Below are 22562 nucleotides of genomic sequence, written 5' to 3' on the forward strand. Positions count from 1 at the left end.
ATTAGGAATTTGAATAAGAAAAGTAAACAAAATAAAAAATCATCACGAAAGCATAAACGTTTAAGCACAAGCATCGTGTTGAAATATTTGTCTCAACGCAGCGAACCGGCCAATACCAAAGCCATCGCTGAAACCTTGGGACGCATCGGCAAGGAAGGCCGACAGGAAACATTTGAGATTTTGGAGCAGTTGCGAGATGAAGGAAAAGTCTCGCAACTTAGCAAGCATCGCTGGGCGATGAAGCACGCCATTCAAGAACATCGAGGCCGAGTAATTGGCCATGTAGACGGTCACGGTTACGTGTTGACCGATGACACTAAAGAAAAGGTTTTTCTTCGCTCACACGAAATGCACGAAGTACTGCACAACGACATCGTCAATGTACGAGTGGTTGGACGCGACCGTCGGCAAAAGTTATTTGGCCAAATCATTGACGTAGTCGAACGCGGCAATTTGGTCGTGGTTGGTCGCTATTTCAATGAGAACGGGCTGCACTTTGTGGTGCCGGACGATCAGCGTATTGGGCAAGACATTTTTGTACTGCCAGAACACGTGGCTGGTGCTACCTCGGGTCAGGTTGTGTCGGTGAAAATCACCAAGCATCCAACCAAGCACTTGCAACCAGTGGGCGAGATTGTAGAAGTAATTGGTGATTATTTGTCGCCGGGCATGGAAATCGAAATCGCAATTCGTAAGCACCAGTTGCCACACGAGTGGCCTGATGCGGTGGAACGCCAGATTGAAGGCTTGTCGGAGACGGTGAGCGAGAGCGAAATGGAAGGGCGTACGGATATACGCGATCTGCCACTCGTGACTATCGATGGCGAAGACGCGCGAGATTTTGATGACGCCGTGTACTGCGAACCACTCGAGAATGGGCGCTACCGTTTATTGGTCGCCATTGCCGATGTGTCGTCGTATGTGCGCGAACAAAGCCCGTTAGATCAAGAAGCTTGGCATCGTGGCACGTCGGTGTATTTTCCGAATAACGTGATTCCCATGTTGCCCGAAGTGCTGTCGAATGGACTGTGCTCATTGAATCCACATGTGGATCGTTTGTGTTTTGTGTGCGACATGCATGTGGAGCCAGATGGCGAAATAGCCAGTTACACGTTCTATCAAGCAGTGATGCATTCACACGCTCGGTTAACCTATACGCAAGTCTCAGAGTTGATTGACGGCAATGTCGAGGCATCCGGTATTCCTGAGTCGTTGCAGCCGGCAATTCACGACCTTTATACGTTGTCTACCAAACTTGGTGCGCGCCGCAGACAGTCTGGCACCATTGAATTTGAGATACCCGAGCCGATCATTATTTTTGATGACGAACGGAAAATCGAACGAGTCGAGGCGCGTGAACGCAACGAGGCACATCGTTTAATTGAAGAGTGTATGTTGGCCGCCAATATCTGTGCTGCGTTGATGTTAGACGATTCTGATGCCGCCGGTATCTACCGTGTTCACGATGCACCAGACGAAGACAAAATAGCGGATGCGCGAACCTTTTTGCGACAATTTAAACTGCTGTTACCCGGTGGTGATACACCAGGGCCAGAGCACTTCTCGCAAGTCATTAAGCAAGTCGATGACCCGATTACCGCCAAAATAGTGCAAACAGCACTGTTGCGCAGTATGAAACAAGCGCGTTATGACGTTGAAAATAATGGGCACTTTGCGCTCAATTTTGACTCGTACACGCATTTCACCTCGCCGATACGACGATACCCCGACCTGTTGGTGCATCGCCAAATTCGACGTTTACTGGAAAACCCAACGCTGCAAGACACTGACGAAATGTTTTTGGCGGTTGAGAAAACCGCAGAACAAGCTTCGTTTACTGAGCGTCGAGCTGAGTCCGCAACCCGCGAAGCGGTGCAGTGGCTGAAGTGCGAATTTATGAGCCATAAAATTGGTGAGAATTTGCATGGCGTGGTTTCGAGTGTGACTGATTTTGGTCTTTTCGTTGAGCTAGAAGAGTTCTATGTTGATGGCTTAGTGCACATCACATCACTCGGGCAAGACTATTATCGCTACGACAGTGAAACACGCCGACTCATTGGTGAAAACAGTGGCCGCACTTACACCACTGGCGATCGACTTGAAGTGCAAGTAGCGCGTGTTGATATGGAGCAGGGCCGTATTGATTTCGCGTTGACCGACGTTAAAAATGAAAAATTCAGTCGCGGAAAATCAGGCCGGTCAAAACCGAATTCAGGTCAAAAGCGGTCGTCAAGCAAGACACCAAGCCGAAAACCAAAACGCAAATAGTGAGTAAATAGCAAGATGGCACAACAAGAGTCGTGGGTACTCGGCAACCATGCTGTGGATGCGGTGTTACGCGTTAATCCAGAGCGCGCGTTACAATTATGGGTGGTGATTAATCCCAAGCACGCTGCTCAGCGCGATATTTTAGATCGCGCTGAAGCAATTGGTTTGTCGATTCATCCGGTAGACAAACAAGAGCTCGAAAAGCGTTGTAAGAATAGCCAACATCAAGGTGTGGCGCTAACCGCAAGGCCGCGTCAGTTAGGCAGCGACAAAGAGCTTGAACGCTTTGTTGCGTCGTTGTCCGAGAATAAACCAGCCTTGATGCTGATATTAGATCAAGTGCAAGACCCGCATAATTTCGGCGCGTGTTTACGCACCGCCGATGCTGCTGGGGTAGATGCGGTAATCGTTGCAAAAGACAACGCCAGCCCGCTCACCGCCGTGGTGCAAAAGGTTGCCAGTGGCGCGGCTGAAACCATGCCAATTTTTCGGGTGGCGAACCTAGCGCGAGCCATTGAAGGTTTGAAGCGCCAAGGGGTTTGGATGATCGGCACCTCAGACAAAGCCACGCATTCGCTGTATCAACAAGACTTCACTGGCCCAGTTGGACTGGTGATGGGCGCCGAAGGCAAGGGCTTACGTCAGTTAACCGAATCAAAGTGCGACAGCTTGGTGAGTTTGCCAATGGCTAGCACGATTGTGTCGAGCTTGAATGTGTCCGTGGCGACCGGCGTTTGCCTGTATGAAGTGGTTCGCCAACGTTCAGTCGCTACCGCAAGCTAAGGCTTGAGTATGTTACCGTTAGTCCATAAGCGCGCGCGTTTGGCGCTTCATTGCTCACACTAATCCATCTAATTTAGGGCGGAGGTTCACCATGAACTTATTTCGAATTTGCATTGTTTTTGCGCTTGCGTGGTCACTGCTTGCTTGCAGCTCGGCATCATCTGACGAGGCTTTTGAAGTCGAATCAGTCGGCACAGAATTGCCACCAACCATTGAGGTTGTGCATCAAGAAATGGAGGCGATAGCAGAAAACCGCTATTGCGATGTCGATTCCGATTGCGCCACCATGCCAATCGGCCAACGCGCTTGCGGCGGACCAAGTGCGCACATGGTGTACTCAAAACAAATCGGCACGCAAGCAATTGTGGCGCTGGAGAATCTAGCCAAACAATCCGCTGAGCTGGCGCAGCAAACTAATCAGCGCAACCAAATGATGTCGACTTGCCAAATGCTACCGCCAGCCGTAGCTGCATGCATTGAGCAACGTTGCGTTATTACTAGCCCCAGCAATTTACTAGAGTCCGGCACACCAGACCCAAACTTAAAGTAAGTCATTGGCTGATTATTTCGGCCACAGTACAAACAACGACTGTTACCAATGATGGGACGTTGGTCGGATGACGCCGTGCTAAGCCTGTTGCATACTAACGGCGATTGTTTAGCATTTGCGAAATATCCATGCAGACAAGATATTTTTCGATTAAAGCTATGTTTTTCAATGCTTTATGAAAAATAGCGCGAAAAAAATATCACGGCAGAATGACTGGATATTTATTTTGAACGAACCTAAATCATTGATTTTAAAGGATTAGCCAATGGCAACAGAAAAAATATCTATGCAAGAAATATCCAGTCATCGTGACGGATATTAAAACTGTTATGCATACTCTGGAGATATCTAATGTGGTTCGAAGATAAGGGAATACTATCTATTGGCTGCCAGAGTAGTGGTCCGAACAATGGTATTGGTAAAATCAAAGTAGATCTTTATAAATTAATATATAAATTTTGCACCTCTACTTATTGTTCAGAAGTCGATCACTACGCACTCGTATTGCGAGTTGGTGGAAGGCATACTGATTATGATGAAGAAAAAATATGGAAGTTGCGACGTCATAAAAAAGATAGATACATAGGAATCGATATTGACATTCCTAAGTCAGTTTGGACGAAGAAAACGACTGATGAGCTAAAGGTTTATTTGTCTGAAAAAGTCATAGAAGCTGTGGAAATCATGATTCTTCGTCTTAGAAAAGACAAAGTTGAAATAGAAGAAAAATACCTTCTAAATGATCTGAGAAATGCAATCTCAGAGTTTAATAAAATCACGTACGAAAATGATGCATAACAAGTTTGCAAAGTTTGCTACGTTCGCTGTGCTCACTTCGCGGGACGGCGATAAAGCGCGCCGCCCCTTGCAAAGGCGTTAGGTATATATGAGAGTTCGTGCCATACAAATAGTCATCACTTTAGCCGCTGTTGCTATAGCAATTGTGCATTCATGGTTTCCATCGATCACAGTCGACGCCATCACAGTAACACTCTTGGGTATAGCCGTGATTCCATGGCTAGGCCCACTATTCAAGAGCGTTGAATTGCCTGGGGGTGTTAAGGTTGAGTATCAAGAATTGGAGCAAGCTGCTAGAAAGGTTGAAGAGTCAGGGCTCATCACACAAGAGAAAAATTTAAAACCTATGCAAAGGCACGAGTATTCCTTTCAGTCTGTATCGGGAGCAGATTCAAATCTTGCGCTTTCTGGGTTGAGAATAGAAATAGAGTCGCGTTTAAAGGATTTAGCGAAACGACGAAAAATCGAAGTACAGGGGTACGGAGCAAACAATCTTACTCGAACTCTAGAAAAGGTAGGCGTGCTCGATCAAAAAGAAGCTGCGGCAATACGTGATCTCTTGCCTCTGTTAAACCAAGCTGCACATGGTGCCGAGGTTGATGATTCTGCTTTTGGGTGGGCAATGGATTTCGGGCCCCGTGTCTTAGGAGCATTGGAAGATCGGATAGGTGAATCGACTGTTCCTCAATTGGTTGCAGATTGGAAAATGCGTGACGGTGCGGCATTTCAAGAAGTAGGAACTGAATTATCTAAAGCGTTTGTGCTTTCACCTGAAGCATTTTTGAAAGAGATGAGTGAAAACCCAACAGACTTCAAAGATTGGATTGAAGGTTTAGAAACTCATACATTTACGATTTATGAATCTACAACTGATCTCGATGATCAGCTTTATATCGCATACTATGAAAAATTAAGAGCTTTAATGATTGAAGCCGCGATCGCCTGTAAAAGCACAGGATTTAGTGAAGCGGCATCTAAAATAGAAGAAGCTCTTATGAAAACTGAAATTCGCAGAATATGGTAAAAATACCTAACAAGTTCAAAAACTTACATTCGCTACGCTCACTCGGACGCGCACTTCGCGCTCGCCCGTTTTAAAGGCATTAGCAGGCATGCGGATCATAGCTTTTTTACTAATCTTTAGTATCGTTGGTTGTTCAGATCAGAATTCTGAAAGACTCAGCTCCGTTGCGAACTCAATTAATGAGAAAGCAGAAGAATTAAAGGAAAAGATTGATCAGCAATCTCTAATCGAATTGCAACATGAATTCGAATCTTTCAAAGAAGGTTTAGAGTCCAAAGATCTAAAGATAATTAAAGAAAAGTCTACCGTTCTCGATTCTTATCTTGGCTCTAGAGTCTGGGGTTGGTATGCAGACATATATTCCGAGTATGCAAAAAACGGTAAAAACATCGCTCTCAATAAAATTCAAAGTTTTATAGACACTTCTTCACCAACGGGATATGAAAAGGAGGCTCTATCATCAATTCAAAAAGGCCTCGAAGAAGACTTAGGCTTAGATAATTCAGGTATATTAGAATCTGTTGCCGTTCAATCGTTAAGGTCGAAATTTGGTGATAATGTAACTGATACGCTTATTACTGTCGTGTTGGCGGCCTTGTCTATGTGTCGGCATGGCTGCTAACAAGGTGTCAAAGTTCACTCCGCCAACAAGTTCACTCCGCCAACAAGTTCACTCCGCGTGGCTAATGGGTGACCCCGATATCTTAGAAATATCCAGTCATCGTGACGGATATTAAAACTGTTATGAAAAATGACTAAATCACTCTTCACAATCATCATATTTTTAATCCTAGGCTTTTCCTCTAAGATTCTAGCTAATGAATCTAATTCGGAATTGGCATCAATCATTATAAATACTATGCAATTTACGAATCGAAGCATGAATACGTATCAAAATCTTGCGGAAAAATCGATTAGCGTTACAGGTTTAAAGCCAACAAAATCAGCCGTTGAGTGTTCACTCAATACTTTCATACCTGCTCAAATAGAATATGAAGTGGATACGATGGCGAACGCTCTGGATTATTCTGATCTAGAAAAAGGAGCAAATCTTGCAGAGTTAAATGCAGTCGTAAATGCGGGAATCTTCATAGTCGAAAATAAGCGAGAATTAATTGATAGAGCTCTATCCGAGAAAGCTTATGTAGAAACTTCCCTTTGGCGCCAAGCGGCTGAAAATGAGGCTGACCTGGATTCAAAACAGGAAATACTTAATTTCGCCGACTGGGTAGACCAGAATTTTAAGACGTATCTTCCGAAATATGCAGATAGGTCATTAGCGATGACACTAATGCTTTCTCGACTAGCGATAGAATGTGCAGAAAATTCATAACAAGTTAAACCAGTTCGCAGCTAAAGCTGCCGGACTCACTATGTTCGCCGCTGTTTAAGGCGTTAATTACATTTTGAACATACGTTTTTTACAAACGTTGACGGCGAGTGTCTCGACTTTATTGTTAATTAGCCTGTTCATCTACCCACTCTTTGTGATCAAGGTTGAAAAAAAATGGCTATTTGAGGAAAACACTCACCAGATCATAATAGACGAAAAGACAATGACCGCGTTATTAAGGAATAACGGAGATCGCAGTAGGCCTGAGAGTACAAAATTCTGGATACCGACTCAAAAAGAAATTGCTATTCTTGAGTCAAATCTATCGATTCTAGACGATCAAATATTTAGTTCAATTTGGGACCAAGGCCACCTCGCATTGCCTGCCATCGAATACTATCGTCAATATATTGGAATCAAGATAAAAACAAAGAAATATATCTACATAAATTCAGTGAGAGGAAGTGACGAACTGGGAGAGTCCCTCAAATGGGCTAGGGAACGAGGACACGAAAATGAAATATTCCCATTACATTGCGGCAACTATTGCTGGGGTGCTATATACGACCCTGCAACTAAAGAGTTTTTCGATCTTCAAATAGATGCGTACTCTGGGACTTAACAAGTCACAAAACTGCCGCACACTGCGTGTGCTCGGACGCGCAGAAGACGCGCGCCCGTTTTAAAGGGTGTGAACAAAATATAACATTGAACCTATATAGGATTAAACCTATAATACAAGGAGGTGAGTAATGTGGAACATAGAACTAACCGATACTTTTAGTGATTGGTATAAGAGCTTAGATGATACTCAGAGAGCTGATGTACTTGCTTGTATGCTACTTCTTAAAGAAAAAGGTCCACAATTATCAAGACCTTATGCAGATACGTTAGCTGGATCAAAGTTTTCCAATATGAAGGAACTTAGGATCCAAAGTAAAGGGTAACCCTTGAGAGCCTTTTTTGCATTTGACCCTAAAAGAGCTGGGGTAATTTTGTGTGCTGGTAATAAGGTCGGCGATGAGAAGCAGTTTTACAAAAAATGATTCCTATAGCTGAAGTTGAATATCAGCAGCATCTAGATAAATTGAGGTAGTAGTTATGGCTAGATCTTTACAAAGTGTATTAGAAAACGAAAAAGCTGAAGTGGTAAATAGAGCAGAATCAATGGCAACTCAAATGTTGCTTGAAATTCATCTTGCTGAGCTACGTCAACTTTTAGAAAAAACGCAAAGTGAAATAGCGGAGGCTATGGGAGTAACTCAACCCACAATAGCGGGTATAGAAAAACTTGGAAATGATATGAAGCTCTCCTCACTTAAAAAGTATATCGAAGCGCTCGGTGGCAAACTCAATATCAATATAGAAGCTCCAGATGGGAAAAATTATGGATTTCCCGTGTAGTTTGAAAATTGTCACATAACAAGAAAGGGTATTTTGCCCTGCGGGCTGGACGCGCACTTTGTGCGCGCCAATACCTTGGAGGTCAGGTTTTTTAATGAAGTACGACGTGTATCCAAGTCTGATGATTGCGCCCTTGCTATCCCCACGGGCTTTAATTCTTTGCATTTCTTTTTCACTGTTAAAAATATAATAAAAATGAATGCGATAAAAATACTGCTATTAGTTTTGTATCTATTGGGCCCTGTTAAAGCTCTTGCCCAAGATATAGATGTAATTCAAGAAATATTCCGGTATGTGATGCAGCCAGAAGGTGACCTCACTGCCGAAACTCATGAACTCTTTTGGTCGGAAATTCGTAAAATAGAATCTGATTACGAGATAGAAGTGCTCAAGAAAAACCTTTCAGCAAAAATGATAGGGGCGCAGGAGTATCAGAAAGAAATTTGGACCAGTGTTAAGTTATCCTATGAACAACAGAAAATAGTTAGGTCCGAGAGATTGCCAGTGTTGGAATCTGAACTATTATCTCGCTTTAAAAAAGCTCTCGCTTATCCTAAAGGTTCTGATATGTATATTAGGGCAATTGAACAGCGTCGAAGTCAAATTAGATCTTCTTCAGTCTCGGCAAATAAAATTATAGAGCTCGCTGCCAGTAGAAAGAAAAACGCAGTTATAAATGGACGACCAATTTCACTGGATATTGGTACTATCGATTCAGTTCTAGATAATTTATCTTCTAGTTTTGAAAGGCTAGAAAATCTATTTGATGAAAGCTGGACTGCTACAGACACTAAAGAAACCGAATAAAACATGGACGGGCTGTTCTGTTCCTACAGAAAATCAAGTCACATTACTCATATTGTTCTGAGAGAAAATGGAAGCACAGATAAGTATATATATAGAGAAGAGGTCTGAGCATCGTGAGTTTTTCAAAAAGCTTGCGTCAGTTTTGGAAGGTGTAACCATTGGGGGTTGTGGAATTGGTGAACTCAAAGGACTAGAAGTGAATTGTTCAGATTCCGGTTCGTCGGCAGTAGATCACTTTATTTCAAAGAACCCGAATATCAGCGACGATTTTAGCTTCGAAGGCTACATAGAAGATGAAGAGGTTCTTGGTGCTGTCTTCATAGGTGGTAATGCATCGCAATTAATTCTTTTAGATCTGCTAAAACTATTCAAAAACTGCGGTGTTTTGACGATTAGGGCGTTTCTGAAACAAGACGAGGCTGAGATAATCAGCGCGATAAAAGCTGGCGAGCTTATTTTTCGTCATTTCCCAACAGAGGTGGATCGGGATTTCGTTGATTGGTGGCAGCGCGAAAACAGTATTTTGAAAGCTAAGCTTAGTGAGAGTTTAGGTATCGAGGACCTTAACCACGACTCATTCTCAGAAGACGAGTATGACGATGAATATGAAGTTCAACGACCGACAGCGGATGAGGTGGAAAAACAAATTGATGAAATGGTCTCCAATTCAGCTCAAATATGCCCGCGTCTTTATGGAACGTGGGAATTAGATGTTAAATTGACATTGACTGAATTTTTAAACACGGCAGATGAGAGATGGCAAAATTCGTCAAATGCCGATCGACAATTCTGGAAAGGATGTAAAGACAATATGATCGAATGGGCATCCGAATCAATAAGGTCTAAATCAATTGATCACACACTTAAGATCACGCAAGATGGTATTTCGCATTACACCGACTACAAGTACGTGATTGATTCGATTGATGCTAATGAAGTGAAACTACGTACTTTAAAGTACTCGCTTTTAGAATTGAAGCAGGATGATTGGATCGTGACATTTATCCAAGACTCGTTGATAAAATTAGTCACGGGCAACGGAAAGAAATCTACTGTGAAGTTCTTTAGTAAAAGTGCATGGCTATAGGAAGGTGGTAAATCGGTAGCGTAAGTGAAATTTGAGCGTCTAAAAACTTGAATGTTAATAACTAAAATAAATAATAAGTCGTCAAAGAGCAAAACATCAAAACAGCTATTCCACAAAATAATAAGTCACTTGAAGAAGATGGCCTGAAACCTTTACTCCAATTTGAAGCGGGTTATCTAATAGGTGGCTTTGATTATGTTGAAAAAAATATCATACAAAGAAAGTTGTAAATATAATCATCGATCCACGTATGGTTTAAATGTAATAAAATTGTTCGCAGAAAAGCACTTTGTCAAAAACTCATAATAAGTCAATGAAATTCGCTCCTTGCAGTCGCCCGACGCTCGCAAGCGAGTGCGGTTTATCGGGGCGTTTCTAGGAGAGGTTAGAGTATGATTTTAAAGTTGATTGGAATAATCATATTTTTGGCACCACTGTATTTTTTTATTGTACCGATGTTCACTAAAAAATGGCCCACCACTCGAGCGCAGGTTGTCGAATTAACTTCAAACAAGAAAAAGGGAGTTTCGGGGTGGCTTTTGGATCCGTTCGTTGACACAGATTACGGTATAGAATACATAGTTGATTCTCGAAAGTACGCGAAAAATCCTCACATTGAGGCCTATACGCAAGTCTCTGGCTTTAGGAAGAATTATTTTCCTGTCGTCCCGTGGGAGTTTGAATTGAGATACCATCCAAACAATCCAGAGCGATTTAGTCTTGTTCATGCTTATAAAAAGTCGGTAGTTTGGGTGACTACGCTTATCGCTGCAGTTATAGGTTTGGGAATAATATGGAATTCATGAAACCTAACAAGAAAAGTCAGTCTGCCCTGCGGGCAGGGACGGCTGCGGCGCCGCTGCTTTTGGCGTTAACGGCACAGACATGAATATCGAAGAATATAAAACTACTTACGCCGACAACGAGTGTTCTCCAGGGTGGGATGCAATTGATTCGGAGTTATTGAAAATTTATCCAAATCAAGAACCGAAGCACTTTGCGGCAGTCCCTCATTATTCTGTAGGTGGAAATGATCCGCTCGATGGCATTAGCCTTTATAAGGCTAATGACGATCACGGAGAATATTTTCACATAGTCACTTACGGGTTTTCTCAGCTTTACTATGACGAAGAATCATTGGGGGAGGATTACAGTAAATTTGGCTTCGAGCTTACCTTTAGAGTTCGTCCATTCGCTGAAGACAAGGAATATCCCTATTGGGCTATTAACTTACTTCAAAACTTAGCGCGTTATGTATTTAAGACAGGAAATTGGTTTGATCAATATCATTACTTTCCTGCAAATGGACCGCTTAGACTAGATTGTGAAACAGATTTAGTAGCTCTCTTTTTTATCGAGGATAGTGAACTCAAAACCATCAACACCGTTCATGGTGAAGTTAAATTTTTACAAATTGTTGGGATTACTGAACAAGAATTTCAAAGCATAAAAAGCGAAGAAGTGGAAATTAAAGATTTAGTAATAGAACTACAAAAAGAAACGACTATGCTGGTCACGGATTTATGTCGAAAAGACAGTTAACAAGCATCCAAACTGCCGCCTGCGGCTCATACGCGTTTACCACGCGCCCGTTCGAGAGGCGTTATGTTTAAAAACAAGACCACGATATATGAATTATATTAAGTACATACTATCAAGCCTGATACTCCTAAACATTATTGGTTGTTCTAGCGAATCTTCTTATGATGCTGCATCGTTGAGTAAGCGCAAAGAGGCTTCAGTAGAAGCTGAGCAACGAAATAGATCGGAATACTTAGCTTACGAACACAGAATAACGATTGATCTACCTAAAGATGATATAGGGAAAATATTCGAAGAAATAATTTCTTTCTGCGCTGATGATACGACGAATAAATGCACAATTATTCATTCCAGCATCAATACTGGAGATTATTCATCTAGCAATATTCAGGCTAGGGTTTTGCCTGCTGGAGTTGAACCTCTTCTCAGTTTAGCTTCCGGGCAAGGAAATATTTTAAATAAATCTACAGATGTTGAAGATCTCCAAGATGCTATCGTCAACGGCAGCAAGCGGCTTGAAATGCTCCTTCAGTATCAATCTAGGTTAATTGAATTAGAGAAAGAATCGACTAGCGATATTGAGTCCCTGATAAAAATCGCACAAGAACTCTCAAAGGTTCAATCCAATATCGAGTACGCGCAAGGAGAAAAAGCAAAATTACTCCAGCGTACCCAAATGGACATTGTTCACATATCATTACGCTCACGCTCATATGTGTCGTTCTGGGGGCCAATTTCAGGCTCGCTAGCAGATTTTGGCGAAAATCTATCAGAAGGTATATCTCAAGCAATTATTACTGTGGCGTATCTTCTACCTTGGGTCCTTATTGTTTTATTTTTGCTCTATGTTTTACGTATTGTATGGCGGAAAACCAGAGCTAAAGAATAGGCATAACAAAATGTGCAAGCAGCATATTTTAAAACGCTCCTGCACTATGCGTTAGGTATCCCCGAAGCGCCTTCAATCTGAGTTTGACTCTTCTACGAAATCTTTCAATGCTTCAAGGCGGTTATCCCATTGGCGTTCTAATTGTGAAATAAACGAGCTAGCGATTTGAAGGGTTTTGGTGTCTAGTATCACGTGTGTTTGCCTTCCTTTCTGCATAAGATGCACAACGTTCGCGTTTACTAAAACCTGAAGTTGTTTTCTGGCTCCTTGTCTTGATATCCCCAAATCGGTTGAAATATCGCCAATAGTGCTGGTTGAAGTTATAGAAAGCCTTTTCACGATTTCTAATCGAATTGGATCGCCCAGCGCCTTGTATATCGTTGCTTCAATCACTTATACGGTCTCAATGTACTTTTCTAGTCGGTCAAGCATGAAATCCCAACCACCAGAGTTTTGCTTGTAGGCGGCCTCCATCAGTTCTGTTGGAAGGTCTGCAAAGCCAGATTCTGTGAGAGTTACTTTGCACGTTCCATCAGCCAGTTCAGCAATGCGGAATTCAATCAAAGTATTGGGAACTGTTAATACATCTCCCAGAAAGTTACTGGCTCCTGGTACCCATCGATATGCAAAATATTCATGGGGTTGTGCGGCAATGACGCAGATCTGATTCTTACCATGATCACCGAACCCAAAAATAGGTTGCTCTCCCACGGTATAGCTGCCTTCAAGTGTCTCAGGAAACCACTGTGTTACATATTCAGGATTGGCTATGGCTTCATAAATGCGTTCTTTTGAAGCTTTCATCGTAATTTCGCGTTCAATGGTGTTTTGCATGTTGACCTCTCGAGGAAGGATGGGAGTAAGTGGATGGAGTAGAACATACTCTTTAACTATATGCAACCAAATGGTTGCATGTTGTGGGGAAGCTAACAAGAGTTTAGTGGGTGATGTCTAGGTGTCCGCATTACTGACCAAAAACTCACCGGTGGTGGATGCGTGACAGCGATTGATTGCCCCTTTAATGATCCATGAGAAGAGGTTGGGGTTGATACTGCTTGTGATACCGGCGCGATCGAGTTGTTGCCAAAAGACATCAAGGATGAAACTCAGTTTATTTTCATTCCTTTACGCAATGGTAGATCAGTGACCGCGCCGCTCTAGATAAGACGAACCCAAGTTTCAGTGATGTTTGGCTATTCCCGTAGGGCGTCATAAACCAGTTTTCGTGATTCTGCCCTGAAGTCCACATGTGGGCCGCCTTGATCGAAGCGTTGGATCATGCCGATGAAATAGAGATTGTTATCAGGGTCGATCCAAAACCAAGTTCCGGCCGCGCCGCCCCAGTAGTAGCTGCTGTTGACTTTCGTTTGTGATTGTTCAGCGATATTGCGGAACGTGCCCACGTTTAGACCAAAGCCAAGTGTCTTGATTTGAGATTCAGTTAGGTTGCCGGCGATATTGACCGTTTGGTCATCGCGCAACACATTGCTGCGCATGAGCGTGATGCTCTCAGGATTTAATATGCGAACGCCCTGGAATTCGCCGTTGTTGGCCAACATCTGGCAGAACCGAGCATAGTCAGCCAGGGTTGATACTAAGCCTCCACCGCCAGACTCCATAGCGCGTGTTTCTTTTTTGAACGACATATCACCGAAAAAGTTGTACTCGGGTTCAGTAAAGGGCATTGCTTGAAATTTCTTCGACACTGGGTGGTATGCGAAAACATCAGACAGGCGGTCAGATTTTTCTTCTGGTACATAGAATGCTGTGTCTTTCATACCAAGAGGGGTAAATATCTTTGAGTTGAAATAGCTGCCTAAAGTTTGCCCAGTAATGCGCTCGATGATGGCTCCTTGAATGTCCACGGAAGCAGAATAAAACCAATCTGTACCCGGTTGATGCATCAATGGAATGCTGGCAACTCGGTCGATAAAGGTTTGCAGATCTGGCGAGGCTAACACGCCTTTGCTCATGAATGCTCGGTTAGCTGGGTCATCGCCATAAAGACCGTAAGCAAAACCGGCGGTGTGGCTCATAAGCTCGCGCATGGTGGGTTGACGTTCTAGTGGCTCGAGCTCCACGTTTCCATCTTTATCGTAACTTTTTACCACCTCTAGATTAGAAAATTCAGGGATGAATTTTGACACAGGGTCGTCTAACGAGAACTTACCCTCCTCGTAAAGCATCATCATTGCCACACCGGTAATCGGTTTGGTCATCGAGTAAATTCGATAGATTGTGTCGTGTGTAATCGGTTTGCCAGCTAAGATATTACGTACGCCTGCTTGTGAATGACTGATAACCTCGCCATTGTGAACCAGCAACGTAGCGATACCCATGGTGTCTCCTTCGGCAACAAAACGTTGCATCCGGTTTTCTAATGCCTTAATTTTTTCGGGGTCGAAATTGGCACTGAGTTTGGGATTGTTGAAGTCTGGGAAGTGGGCGACCATACCGGTGGTGAGATCCTTAGACTGAGCGATGGTGCTGATTCCAATCAAAAAAGTGCAAAAAGCGATTTTTAGCAAAAATTTCGAGTCATTCATTGTGTGCGGACTTCCTGCCAGTATGGCTTGGACGGTGTGTTTCGTGGTGGTTTATAGTCACGCAGATAAAAAGGGAAATCAATAGCTAGTAAGGGAGAGTGAAACACGGAAGAAGTGAAACAAGGGCAGCCACACAGAAGGAAGACATGACCCAGCTCACTACCCGCTGGGCCATACCTTTTTTACCTACATAGTTGGCATAGCTGACTACTTGTCTTGACAGACATCCTTACCAGACTGACTCTTGTAATCCCAACCGCTGGGACAAGTCGGTGTTTGGTGATCAGTATTGGATTTTGTGCAGGTATCACTGCCGGCCTTGATATTGTGCTTATAGCCACTTGGGCATTTTACGCCTTTGGGCTTTTTACCTTTTTTAGAGCGACATTCGTCTGCGCCTTTTTGGCCGTGTGGTCCAGTCCAGTTTTTGGCTTTATCCGTAACCAATAATTTGCATTTCAACGAAGCCGTTTGCGTAGTCGTTTTATTACACCGATCTTTGTTGAGCGGATTACGGATTTCGTAGCTCCAGCCAGACGGGCAAGTTGGTGACTTGAGGTCCATACACTGATTCTGACCCAGACCTAAGGGACCAAGCTTACAAATAGAGTTGGGGCCGCAATCATTGTCATTCTGACATTCATCAGCCGTTTTACATTTGCCCGTATTACAACGATCTGACGCACATTGCTTAGCCGCAGTACAACTCGCGCCAATCGGCTTAAGCTCTTTACATTGATTCCGCCCAACGGTCGCCACACCGGTCGCGCAGTAACGCCCGCTTTCACAGTCGCTGTCTTGCTTGCAAATCGGCTCACCGACAAGCCCTTTCAATTTGAAATAGTTAGTATCGCCTTTCGTGGTCATGTACTGCAGGCGTTGATTGGCGGCTCGCTCTTCCTGACAAGTATTCAAGTATTCTTCGTCAATATTACTGGTGCAATAGTCCATCAAATTTGAACGCTGCTTACAACTTGATGGCAAGCCTTCGGCATCATAGACCACATTGCCTTCGGCACAGGAATTACACTCGCCTTCAGGGCGCCCCTTCGGTTTATAGCTTTTATTGCATTGCAGGTTAAACCCAATATAGGGTTCAAAGGTGTGCTTAAGACCGAAAACATGACCAAGCTCATGAGTGAATGTGAACTCATCTATATTTGACACCAAGGTGATGCCGCGCTTTTTACTAAACGGGTTCACGTCATGCGGAAAATGCGCGTAGCCGCCCCAACACTTTCGGTCACCTTTCTTCGCGCCAGTTTTATATCGACTACTACACAGGCGGTCGGTAATGAGTACAGTGAGGTTTCCCTCGGTTTTCGTGACGGCTACGTTGTCAAAGTGATCATCCATAAACTTGGCATATTCGCCTTGCGATTCGAATAGCATCTCGGAGACATTGCGGCCACCTCTGGTTTGAATTCGTTTGATTTCATAGTTGATTTTAAGCGAAGGTCTGCGCTGATAGATGTCCTCTGCCTTACTAACCCAGCGCGCTACCGCGGCGGCTATGTCGGCTTCTGTTTTATCATTCGAGGCGTTGTAAAACACCACGTCTAGATTCCAATCGCGATAATCGCTCTTCTTAGCCTGTGCCATGCCAAAACACAGGCTGGCCACAATGACGGTGGTCAATACCACGAGGTTTCGATAAAAAGTTAACGGTTTCATTACCTGGTTCTCCTTAGTTTCTTGGCGCTAAGTGCGCCAATATTTGTCAATAATGGGCGCATCATTGCGGCCATCTCCTTTGAGTCGAACTGCCTTTAATCCTTAGCGGTCTAGTGTAGGGGTAGCCTTAGAACGGTCGCAACTGGCCATTTGGCCGCCTCATTTTTGAGCAGCGGTTACTTCAAGAGAGAATGCTTTGGAACGAAACTATCGGCTGACGGCCGCAGTACACAATCACTTATTAAGTGATACGCTGATAAGTGGAGCAGGGGAGCAGGGGAGAAGAATCAAGGAGGATTGCATGCCGAGGAATCCGAGGTTTTATTTGTCGGGTGTGCCGTTTCTTATTGTTCAACAGTGGCCATTGTCGTGAGTCGGTTTTTTGTGATCGCTAGGATTACGTAACGTACCTGTTTTGGGCAAAGTGCCTGCGAGAAAATATCGAATATCGGTATATGCATGGATCAATCAACTTTCCAACTTCGATGTTTCTGTGCTAAAGATGCTCTGTGAAATCAATCTGCATCATCCTCTTTTCTCTTCTTATCTCGGGTTGTGCAGGGCTACCCAAAGGCATTAAACCGGCACCTCATTCAATACGTCTTGTTCGCGTGCCTGTAAATTAGATACATAATCAAATAACACGCGCCCCTGGTGGGTCATTGCCACGCCGTCGGGGCTTCGAATAAACAAATGAGTACCAATTTCTTGTTCAAGCTTGAGCACTCTTTGGGACAGCCCGGACTGCGTGATCCAAAAAGTCTCAGCGGCTTTGCAAAAATTCTTATCGAGAGCGACTTGATAAAACGTGTTGAGGCGATCGGTATTGAGTTTCATGGTGGGCGCGCAGAACAGCCTCCAAAATTTCCAACACGGTTATGTGCATGGCAAGCTGCGCAAAGCTATAATTCCTCAGCATGCTGAATGTTAACTCGAAACATAAGATCACCACTCGCTTGTCGTTGATAGGCGTGAGGTCGATTGGCTTGATCGTACTGCTATCTACCCAGTTGTCGGCCTGCACCTACCTTAAGTATTCCTCTGTTCAGGCTAAGTATGCGCGAATTCAGAGCACTGACCCGAGTCAAAAAAACCTTAAGCACATGTTGGATCGCGATACGTTTTTTGTGATCGGACAGACGGTTGATGCCGACGGCGCTTACGCAAATGTTGCAACGGCTGTTGCGGCGTTCTCGGATCGATTTACTCCGAACGAGCGTGTGGACACGATGTTCGCGCACGGCACCGGCCGCCACTTCGGCCTCAATCTGCCAGCCGGCCAGTTCGTGTTACAAGTGTATGCTGATGTCAATGGGGACGCCACGTTTGACAGTGCGGAGGTGGTTGGAGAAACCGTGATTGAATTGAGTCTGGCACGGTATCCAGATTTGGTCGTAGGTCAGGTCGAGATTGACGTTGGCGAACCAAGGACCTCGAACAGAATGGATCGTTTACCTATCTTGGAGAGCGAGAAGTCGCAGCAGTCACTGTACTTTCCTTCGGGCACGATTCGCCAACTCGCTGACCCTGTGTTTGATTCGAATATGTCAACACTCGGGATGTATGATCCAGCATCGTTTTTTGAGCACGCACCAACTATGTTCTACGCGCTTGAGGAAGATGAAGTGCATAAAATCCCAGTGGTATTTGTGCACGGCATCGGCGGCAGTGCGCGATCGTTTAAGCCAATTGTGGATCGCTTAGATCGAGACCGTTATCGGCCATGGTTTTTCTACTATCCCTCTGGTGGTGATTTGCATCAGTTGGCGGGCTTTTTTTATAGCCTGTTTCTGTCTGGCGAAGTTATACCCTTAGATGATATGCCGATGATTGTGGTGGCGCACAGTATGGGGGGGATCGTTGTGCGTGAAGCGCTAAATTCCTACCAAGACAAACGTGGTGAAAATCGAGTCGAGCTATTTGTCAGTATCGCCAGCCCGTTAGGGGGGCATCCCTCGGCGCCCAGCGGCGACGGTGGCGGCGCGTTGGTGTTGCCGGCGTGGCGTGACCTGAACCCAAACAGTCAATTTATACGGGAGCTGTATCGCAAGCCGTTGCCGAGTTTTGTGAACCATCAGCTCTTCTATGCTTATCGGAACTCTGAAACCCTAAAATATGGGGAAAACAGCGACGGTGTGGTGCCGTTATCCAGCCAACTTCGTCCGGAGGCGCAACAACAAGCAAGTCAAATGTTTGGGTTTGATAATGGCCACGTTGATATCTTATCTGACGAGCGGATGATCAGCCGTTTATTCGATGAGATGGATAAAGTGGACGGCCTTTTTTCGGCTGAAAGCATGGCAGTTCTGGCAGACGGTGGTTTAGATGTGCCACTCGCGGACACCTACAGTCCAGACACGCAGCATTTGATTGGCTATGCAGGCAAATATTTAGTGTTACTGGTACATGATCGTATTGCACCGCTATTGCAACAGCAGGACTTTATCCAAGCGGTGCAGGGCAAAGTGACGCCCACTACTCATGTGCAACGAGAATTCATTCGCTTTCTAGCGGAATACCCAGAGATTGTCGATCAAGTATTACAGTCGCATGCTACCTCTAACCCCATTGAGCCACGCACTCTGGATTGATTGAAGGATGTTTCAGTGCGGCTATAGACACCGTGCTTTGTGAGTTTCACATTAGCCGCGGCTTCACTTTTATATAAATTTTGAGTGGTACTTGAATAGTTTAACGAAGATATTTTGGGCCGTGTAAACTCTTATACATCTACCGCAGAACCCCTGATCTTTCCCCTAATAAAAATCGCTACCGTCATAATGCATTTATTACGTTGGTAGCGATCGCAATAGAGCTGATCTCCTTGAAAGCCTTAGTTGACTACTCGTTTCGGGCCACGTCCAGGTGTGCTCTACTGGTGTGTAGAATAATCGACTCAAGCTGAGTAAACGTCACCCTGACGGGTGAGATTTACTCATTTTTGGCTTTCGGTGCGCGGTGCGTTGAATAATGCTAGTTACTAACCAGTGACAAGAACTCGGAACGAGTCGACTGGTTGCTGCGAAAAATACCCAGCATCGACGATGTTTTCATTGACGAGTTTTGTTTTTCGACGCCGCGCATCATCATGCACATATGCTTGGCTTCAATGATTACACCAACGCCTTCTGCGCCAGTGACTTCGCGAATTGTTTCAGCGATCTCGGTGGTGAGTTGTTCCTGAATTTGCATACGGCGTGCATACATATCGACAATGCGGGCAATCTTTGACAGACCTAACACTTTGCCGTTGGGTATGTAGGCCACGTGCGCACGACCAATAAAGGGCAGCAAATGATGCTCACACATTGAGTAGAGTTCGATGTCTTTAACAATCACCATTTCTCGAGAATCAGATGGGAATAGTGCGTTGTTGATAACGTCGTCTAGCTTTTGATCATAGCCTCGGGTTAAAAACTTCATTGCACTGGCCGCCCGTTTGGGCGTATCTACTAATCCAGGTCGAGTTAAATCTTCCCCGCATTCTTCGATAATCTTTCGGTAGGCTTCTTCCATTGTCTCTCTCGCTTGTGTTTCTCTCGGTCTAGTTTGATCGGAGTGGCTTAACTTTAATGGTTTGAATTATGCCGTAAAAGGCGTTGCGGTGAAGTAAATGTTAGGGGCGAATATCAAATTAGTTTGCAGTTTGTAGCTGGTAAGGCCATCGGGTTCGGTGATAGCCGGTATCGCACAACTTTTATTTGCTTGATCTTGATGTTGTTGCAGCGCGACCCTACACTGACGACTTTAAATAATTGCTGCTGCTTACTTGATCATGATAAACGACCGAATTGAACTGACCGTAGACAACCATATTGCGCATGTGCGCTTAGCTCGCCCAGAAAAAATGAACGCACTGGACGTTAAAATGTTTGAGGCTATTACCATGGTTGGCGAGCAATTGAAGTCTGATCGCAGCGTGCGTGTAGTGGTGCTGTCGGGTGATGGTGGCAATTTTTGTGCTGGATTAGATAAATCAAACTTCACCTCGATTTTAGAAAAAGCGGGTTCATCTAAAAGCTCAGAGCCTGAGAGTTCCGACAGCGACAATCTGGTAACCAACTTAGCCAAACGAACACATGGTATCGCCAATGCGCCGCAGTATGCCGCTTGGATGTGGCGTGAACTGCCAATGCCGGTGATTGCGGCGGTGCAAGGTGTGGCGCTCGGTGGCGGCTTACAGATAGCGCTTGGTGCGGATTTTCGTTATGGCTCGGCTGACAGTCGTTACTCGATTTTGGAATTGAAGTGGGGCATCGTGCCGGACATGAGTAGCACGCAAATAATGCGTCATTTGGTGCGCGACGATGTTATTCGAGAGTTGACTTATACGGCCAAGATATTCACCGCTGAACAAGCTAAGGAGTGGGGATTTATTACTGACATAGTGGCAGACCCGCTGGCACACGCCATGCAAACCGCCGCTGATATTGTGGCTAAGAATCCGCACGCAATTCGGTCAGCCAAGCGAATTATCGATCAGAGTTATTATCTTGATCAAGCTCAAGGCTTGCTGATGGAGTCAGAGGAGCAAGACCAGATTATGGGGCAGCCAAATCAAATTGAAGCGGTTATGGCGACGCTACAGGGTCGTGAGCCTAACTTTAAGGACTAACTTTAAGGACTAACAGGGCTTAGTCTGTCTAAAAATACCTACGGTGCTCAGCGTTTTGCTGATTGAGCACCGTAGGCCGGTGGATTGCTATTTTGCCGGATCGTGCTGATCAATAAACTTCTTGATTTCTTGCCACGCAACGTTGGCTGATCCGTGACCCATATTGAACAGATGCCAATCGTGGATTTGGTCTTTCCATACTTGCAAGGTTACGTTTGATCCCATCGATTTCGCGCGGTTAACGTAGCGAATCGACTCGCCGAGCAGCATCTCGTTGCTACTGGCATGAATCAATGTTGGCGGTAACTCAGCTAAGTCGCCGAATAGCGGTGAGGCCAGTTCGTTAGCCGGATTCATTCTCAAACTGGCAAAGCCGATCCAAGCACGCAGAATATTAGGAAACCGTGTAAGCAGACCTAAACCTTCGCCCAGCATTAAGTCAGTTTTAATGTTGGCTTTGACGGTTGGTGAGGTCATTGTCATGTCGGTAGACGGTGAGAACGCAACCACGGCATCGGGTCGTCGGGCCGCATGCTTTTTGCTCCAGCTCGAAATCATTAGGCAGAGATTACCGCCAGCCGAGTCACCAGACACCAATAGATATGATAACGGGCAAGCACCGTCTGGGCCGTTGACCAAAATATAGTGATACGCGGCTTGGGTATCTAAAATGCTGGCGCGTCGACCGTGTTCAGGCAACATTCGGTAGTCGACTGATAGCACCGCGGCGTTTGCTAATTTAGACAGTTGGTCGGCCATTTTACGATGACCTTTCGGGCTACCAAAAATAAATGCGCCACCGTGCATGAACAGAATACGACGCTGCGGATCTGCGCCCTTGGCAATAGCCCATTCAGCTTTCACGCCGTTTGCGATTACTGGGCGGAACTCGCTGTCAGTTTCGAGATCGGCTGAGATGTTGTCGGCAAAGTCACGCACCACGGCCAAGCCTTTTTTCAGCGACTTGGTTCTACTGGCGTCTTTGCGCACGGTTTGCAGAATTGGAATTAAGCGCTTTAAGGCGGCGCTGTCATCTGGGTGAGCGTCGAAGATATCGTCGATCTGGCTGTCAAACTGTCGTAAATCTTGTCCTGAAAGGATATACAGCGCGACCAGACAAATGATCGCGATAACTGCAAAAAATAATAACCAACTCATAATGTTTTCCGTCTATTGATGTGGCTTGAGCATCCAAACCATTGTCGACCTTTGATTATAACCAACTTGATGCTGTGTCAGTAT

The 22562-nt window shown here is 44.8% G+C and carries 23 protein-coding genes and 1 pseudogene; 17 read left to right on the plus strand and 7 right to left on the minus strand.

What is annotated here, in order from left to right:
* Positions 1-75 precede the first annotated feature (75 nt).
* From rnr to DFR28_RS15155, 15 genes and pseudogenes are all read left to right on the plus strand, one after another.
* Positions 76-2268, plus strand: a complete 2193-nt coding sequence (rnr, locus tag DFR28_RS15080) for a ribonuclease R (protein ID WP_170132123.1) — start codon at positions 76-78, stop codon at positions 2266-2268.
* 15 nt (positions 2269-2283) lie between these two features.
* On the plus strand, positions 2284-3051 hold the full coding sequence (gene rlmB, locus DFR28_RS15085) for a 23S rRNA (guanosine(2251)-2'-O)-methyltransferase RlmB (RefSeq protein ID WP_113955206.1): 768 nt from the start codon (positions 2284-2286) through the stop codon (positions 3049-3051).
* Positions 3052-3142: 91 nt separating this feature from the next.
* A complete protein-coding gene (locus DFR28_RS15090; RefSeq protein ID WP_113955207.1) occupies positions 3143-3601 on the plus strand; it encodes a hypothetical protein in 459 nt (152 codons plus the stop codon).
* Positions 3602-3952: 351 nt separating this feature from the next.
* Positions 3953-4399, plus strand: coding sequence for a hypothetical protein (locus DFR28_RS15095; RefSeq protein ID WP_113955208.1), 447 nt, complete (start codon positions 3953-3955; stop codon positions 4397-4399).
* An 88-nt stretch (positions 4400-4487) separates the two neighbouring features.
* The gene (locus tag DFR28_RS15100) at positions 4488-5423 is read left to right on the plus strand and encodes a hypothetical protein (protein ID WP_113955209.1); all 936 of its coding nucleotides are present in this window, start codon (positions 4488-4490) and stop codon (positions 5421-5423) included.
* 88 nt (positions 5424-5511) lie between these two features.
* Positions 5512-6045, plus strand: a complete 534-nt coding sequence (locus DFR28_RS15105; protein WP_113955210.1) for a hypothetical protein — start codon at positions 5512-5514, stop codon at positions 6043-6045.
* 258 nt (positions 6046-6303) lie between these two features.
* The gene (locus DFR28_RS15115) at positions 6304-6756 is read left to right on the plus strand and encodes a hypothetical protein (RefSeq protein WP_113955212.1); all 453 of its coding nucleotides are present in this window, start codon (positions 6304-6306) and stop codon (positions 6754-6756) included.
* A gap of 154 nt (positions 6757-6910) precedes the next feature.
* Positions 6911-7378 carry a hypothetical protein gene (locus DFR28_RS15120; protein WP_113955213.1) on the plus strand — a complete coding sequence of 156 codons (468 nt, stop codon included), beginning with the start codon at positions 6911-6913 and terminating at the stop codon, positions 7376-7378.
* 130 nt (positions 7379-7508) lie between these two features.
* Positions 7509-7852: pseudogene (locus DFR28_RS20095) on the plus strand (type II toxin-antitoxin system RelE/ParE family toxin).
* Between the two features lie 5 nt (positions 7853-7857).
* Complete coding sequence (locus DFR28_RS15130; protein WP_113955214.1) at positions 7858-8160, plus strand: helix-turn-helix domain-containing protein; 303 nt, start codon at positions 7858-7860, stop codon at positions 8158-8160.
* A gap of 60 nt (positions 8161-8220) precedes the next feature.
* Entirely contained in the window at positions 8221-8967 is a 747-nt protein-coding gene (locus DFR28_RS15135) for a hypothetical protein (RefSeq protein ID WP_113955215.1), read from the plus strand.
* Positions 8968-9034: 67 nt separating this feature from the next.
* On the plus strand, positions 9035-10054 hold the full coding sequence (locus DFR28_RS15140; RefSeq protein WP_113955216.1) for a hypothetical protein: 1020 nt from the start codon (positions 9035-9037) through the stop codon (positions 10052-10054).
* 392 nt (positions 10055-10446) lie between these two features.
* Positions 10447-10860, plus strand: coding sequence for a hypothetical protein (locus DFR28_RS15145; RefSeq protein ID WP_113955217.1), 414 nt, complete (start codon positions 10447-10449; stop codon positions 10858-10860).
* A gap of 79 nt (positions 10861-10939) precedes the next feature.
* Complete coding sequence (locus DFR28_RS15150) at positions 10940-11596, plus strand: suppressor of fused domain protein (protein WP_113955218.1); 657 nt, start codon at positions 10940-10942, stop codon at positions 11594-11596.
* A gap of 88 nt (positions 11597-11684) precedes the next feature.
* Entirely contained in the window at positions 11685-12485 is an 801-nt protein-coding gene (locus DFR28_RS15155; protein WP_113955219.1) for a DUF4349 domain-containing protein, read from the plus strand.
* A gap of 72 nt (positions 12486-12557) precedes the next feature.
* Here DFR28_RS15155 and DFR28_RS15160 read toward each other — a convergent pair whose 3' ends face one another.
* The 5 genes from DFR28_RS15160 to DFR28_RS15180 all read right to left on the minus strand — a co-directional run bounded on the left by DFR28_RS15160 (position 12558) and on the right by DFR28_RS15180 (position 17542).
* Entirely contained in the window at positions 12558-12878 is a 321-nt protein-coding gene (locus DFR28_RS15160; RefSeq protein WP_113955220.1) for an ArsR/SmtB family transcription factor, read from the minus strand.
* The gene (locus DFR28_RS15165) at positions 12879-13319 is read right to left on the minus strand and encodes an SRPBCC family protein (RefSeq protein ID WP_113955221.1); all 441 of its coding nucleotides are present in this window, start codon (positions 13317-13319) and stop codon (positions 12879-12881) included.
* 359 nt (positions 13320-13678) lie between these two features.
* Complete coding sequence (locus DFR28_RS15170; protein WP_113955222.1) at positions 13679-15031, minus strand: serine hydrolase domain-containing protein; 1353 nt, start codon at positions 15029-15031, stop codon at positions 13679-13681.
* A 207-nt stretch (positions 15032-15238) separates the two neighbouring features.
* Positions 15239-16705 (minus strand): zinc-dependent metalloprotease family protein, encoded by a 1467-nt coding sequence (locus DFR28_RS15175; protein ID WP_113955223.1) that lies wholly within the window; start codon positions 16703-16705, stop codon positions 15239-15241.
* Positions 16706-17281: 576 nt separating this feature from the next.
* Complete coding sequence (locus tag DFR28_RS15180) at positions 17282-17542, minus strand: LysR family transcriptional regulator (RefSeq protein WP_113955224.1); 261 nt, start codon at positions 17540-17542, stop codon at positions 17282-17284.
* An 80-nt stretch (positions 17543-17622) separates the two neighbouring features.
* Between DFR28_RS15180 and DFR28_RS15185 the strand changes: the two genes are divergently transcribed.
* On the plus strand, positions 17623-19296 hold the full coding sequence (locus DFR28_RS15185; protein WP_113955225.1) for an esterase/lipase family protein: 1674 nt from the start codon (positions 17623-17625) through the stop codon (positions 19294-19296).
* A gap of 382 nt (positions 19297-19678) precedes the next feature.
* On the opposite strand, the gene folE is transcribed toward DFR28_RS15185, so the two are convergent.
* A complete protein-coding gene (gene folE, locus DFR28_RS15190; protein WP_113955226.1) occupies positions 19679-20221 on the minus strand; it encodes a GTP cyclohydrolase I FolE in 543 nt (180 codons plus the stop codon).
* 259 nt (positions 20222-20480) lie between these two features.
* On the opposite strand from folE, the gene DFR28_RS15195 reads away from it, so the two are divergent.
* On the plus strand, positions 20481-21320 hold the full coding sequence (locus DFR28_RS15195; RefSeq protein WP_211317008.1) for a crotonase/enoyl-CoA hydratase family protein: 840 nt from the start codon (positions 20481-20483) through the stop codon (positions 21318-21320).
* 87 nt (positions 21321-21407) lie between these two features.
* Here the strand turns inward: DFR28_RS15195 and DFR28_RS15200 are convergent, their stop codons facing one another.
* Positions 21408-22478 (minus strand): alpha/beta hydrolase, encoded by a 1071-nt coding sequence (locus DFR28_RS15200; RefSeq protein WP_113955227.1) that lies wholly within the window; start codon positions 22476-22478, stop codon positions 21408-21410.
* Positions 22479-22562: the final 84 nt, after the last annotated feature.

Origin of the sequence: Arenicella xantha, assembly GCF_003315245.1 — a bacterium.
Taxonomy (GTDB): Bacteria; Pseudomonadota; Gammaproteobacteria; order Arenicellales; family Arenicellaceae; genus Arenicella; species Arenicella xantha.

Coding starts and splice junctions, on each gene's coding strand:
- DFR28_RS15155 (WP_113955219.1), top strand. CDS start 11,685: ATGAATTATATTAAGTACATACTATCAAGCCTGATACTCCTAAACATT.
- DFR28_RS15200 (WP_113955227.1), bottom strand. CDS start 22,478: ATGAGTTGGTTATTATTTTTTGCAGTTATCGCGATCATTTGTCTGGTC.
- DFR28_RS15105 (WP_113955210.1), top strand. CDS start 5,512: ATGCGGATCATAGCTTTTTTACTAATCTTTAGTATCGTTGGTTGTTCA.
- DFR28_RS15150 (WP_113955218.1), top strand. CDS start 10,940: ATGAATATCGAAGAATATAAAACTACTTACGCCGACAACGAGTGTTCT.
- DFR28_RS15165 (WP_113955221.1), bottom strand. CDS start 13,319: ATGCAAAACACCATTGAACGCGAAATTACGATGAAAGCTTCAAAAGAA.
- DFR28_RS15140 (WP_113955216.1), top strand. CDS start 9,035: ATGGAAGCACAGATAAGTATATATATAGAGAAGAGGTCTGAGCATCGT.
- DFR28_RS15100 (WP_113955209.1), top strand. CDS start 4,488: ATGAGAGTTCGTGCCATACAAATAGTCATCACTTTAGCCGCTGTTGCT.
- DFR28_RS15145 (WP_113955217.1), top strand. CDS start 10,447: ATGATTTTAAAGTTGATTGGAATAATCATATTTTTGGCACCACTGTAT.
- DFR28_RS15195 (WP_211317008.1), top strand. CDS start 20,481: ATGATAAACGACCGAATTGAACTGACCGTAGACAACCATATTGCGCAT.
- DFR28_RS15095 (WP_113955208.1), top strand. CDS start 3,953: ATGTGGTTCGAAGATAAGGGAATACTATCTATTGGCTGCCAGAGTAGT.
- DFR28_RS15090 (WP_113955207.1), top strand. CDS start 3,143: ATGAACTTATTTCGAATTTGCATTGTTTTTGCGCTTGCGTGGTCACTG.
- DFR28_RS15115 (WP_113955212.1), top strand. CDS start 6,304: ATGAATACGTATCAAAATCTTGCGGAAAAATCGATTAGCGTTACAGGT.
- DFR28_RS15180 (WP_113955224.1), bottom strand. CDS start 17,542: ATGAAACTCAATACCGATCGCCTCAACACGTTTTATCAAGTCGCTCTC.
- DFR28_RS15185 (WP_113955225.1), top strand. CDS start 17,623: ATGCTGAATGTTAACTCGAAACATAAGATCACCACTCGCTTGTCGTTG.
- rlmB (WP_113955206.1), top strand. CDS start 2,284: ATGGCACAACAAGAGTCGTGGGTACTCGGCAACCATGCTGTGGATGCG.
- folE (WP_113955226.1), bottom strand. CDS start 20,221: ATGGAAGAAGCCTACCGAAAGATTATCGAAGAATGCGGGGAAGATTTA.
- DFR28_RS15170 (WP_113955222.1), bottom strand. CDS start 15,031: ATGAATGACTCGAAATTTTTGCTAAAAATCGCTTTTTGCACTTTTTTG.
- DFR28_RS15175 (WP_113955223.1), bottom strand. CDS start 16,705: ATGAAACCGTTAACTTTTTATCGAAACCTCGTGGTATTGACCACCGTC.
- DFR28_RS15130 (WP_113955214.1), top strand. CDS start 7,858: ATGGCTAGATCTTTACAAAGTGTATTAGAAAACGAAAAAGCTGAAGTG.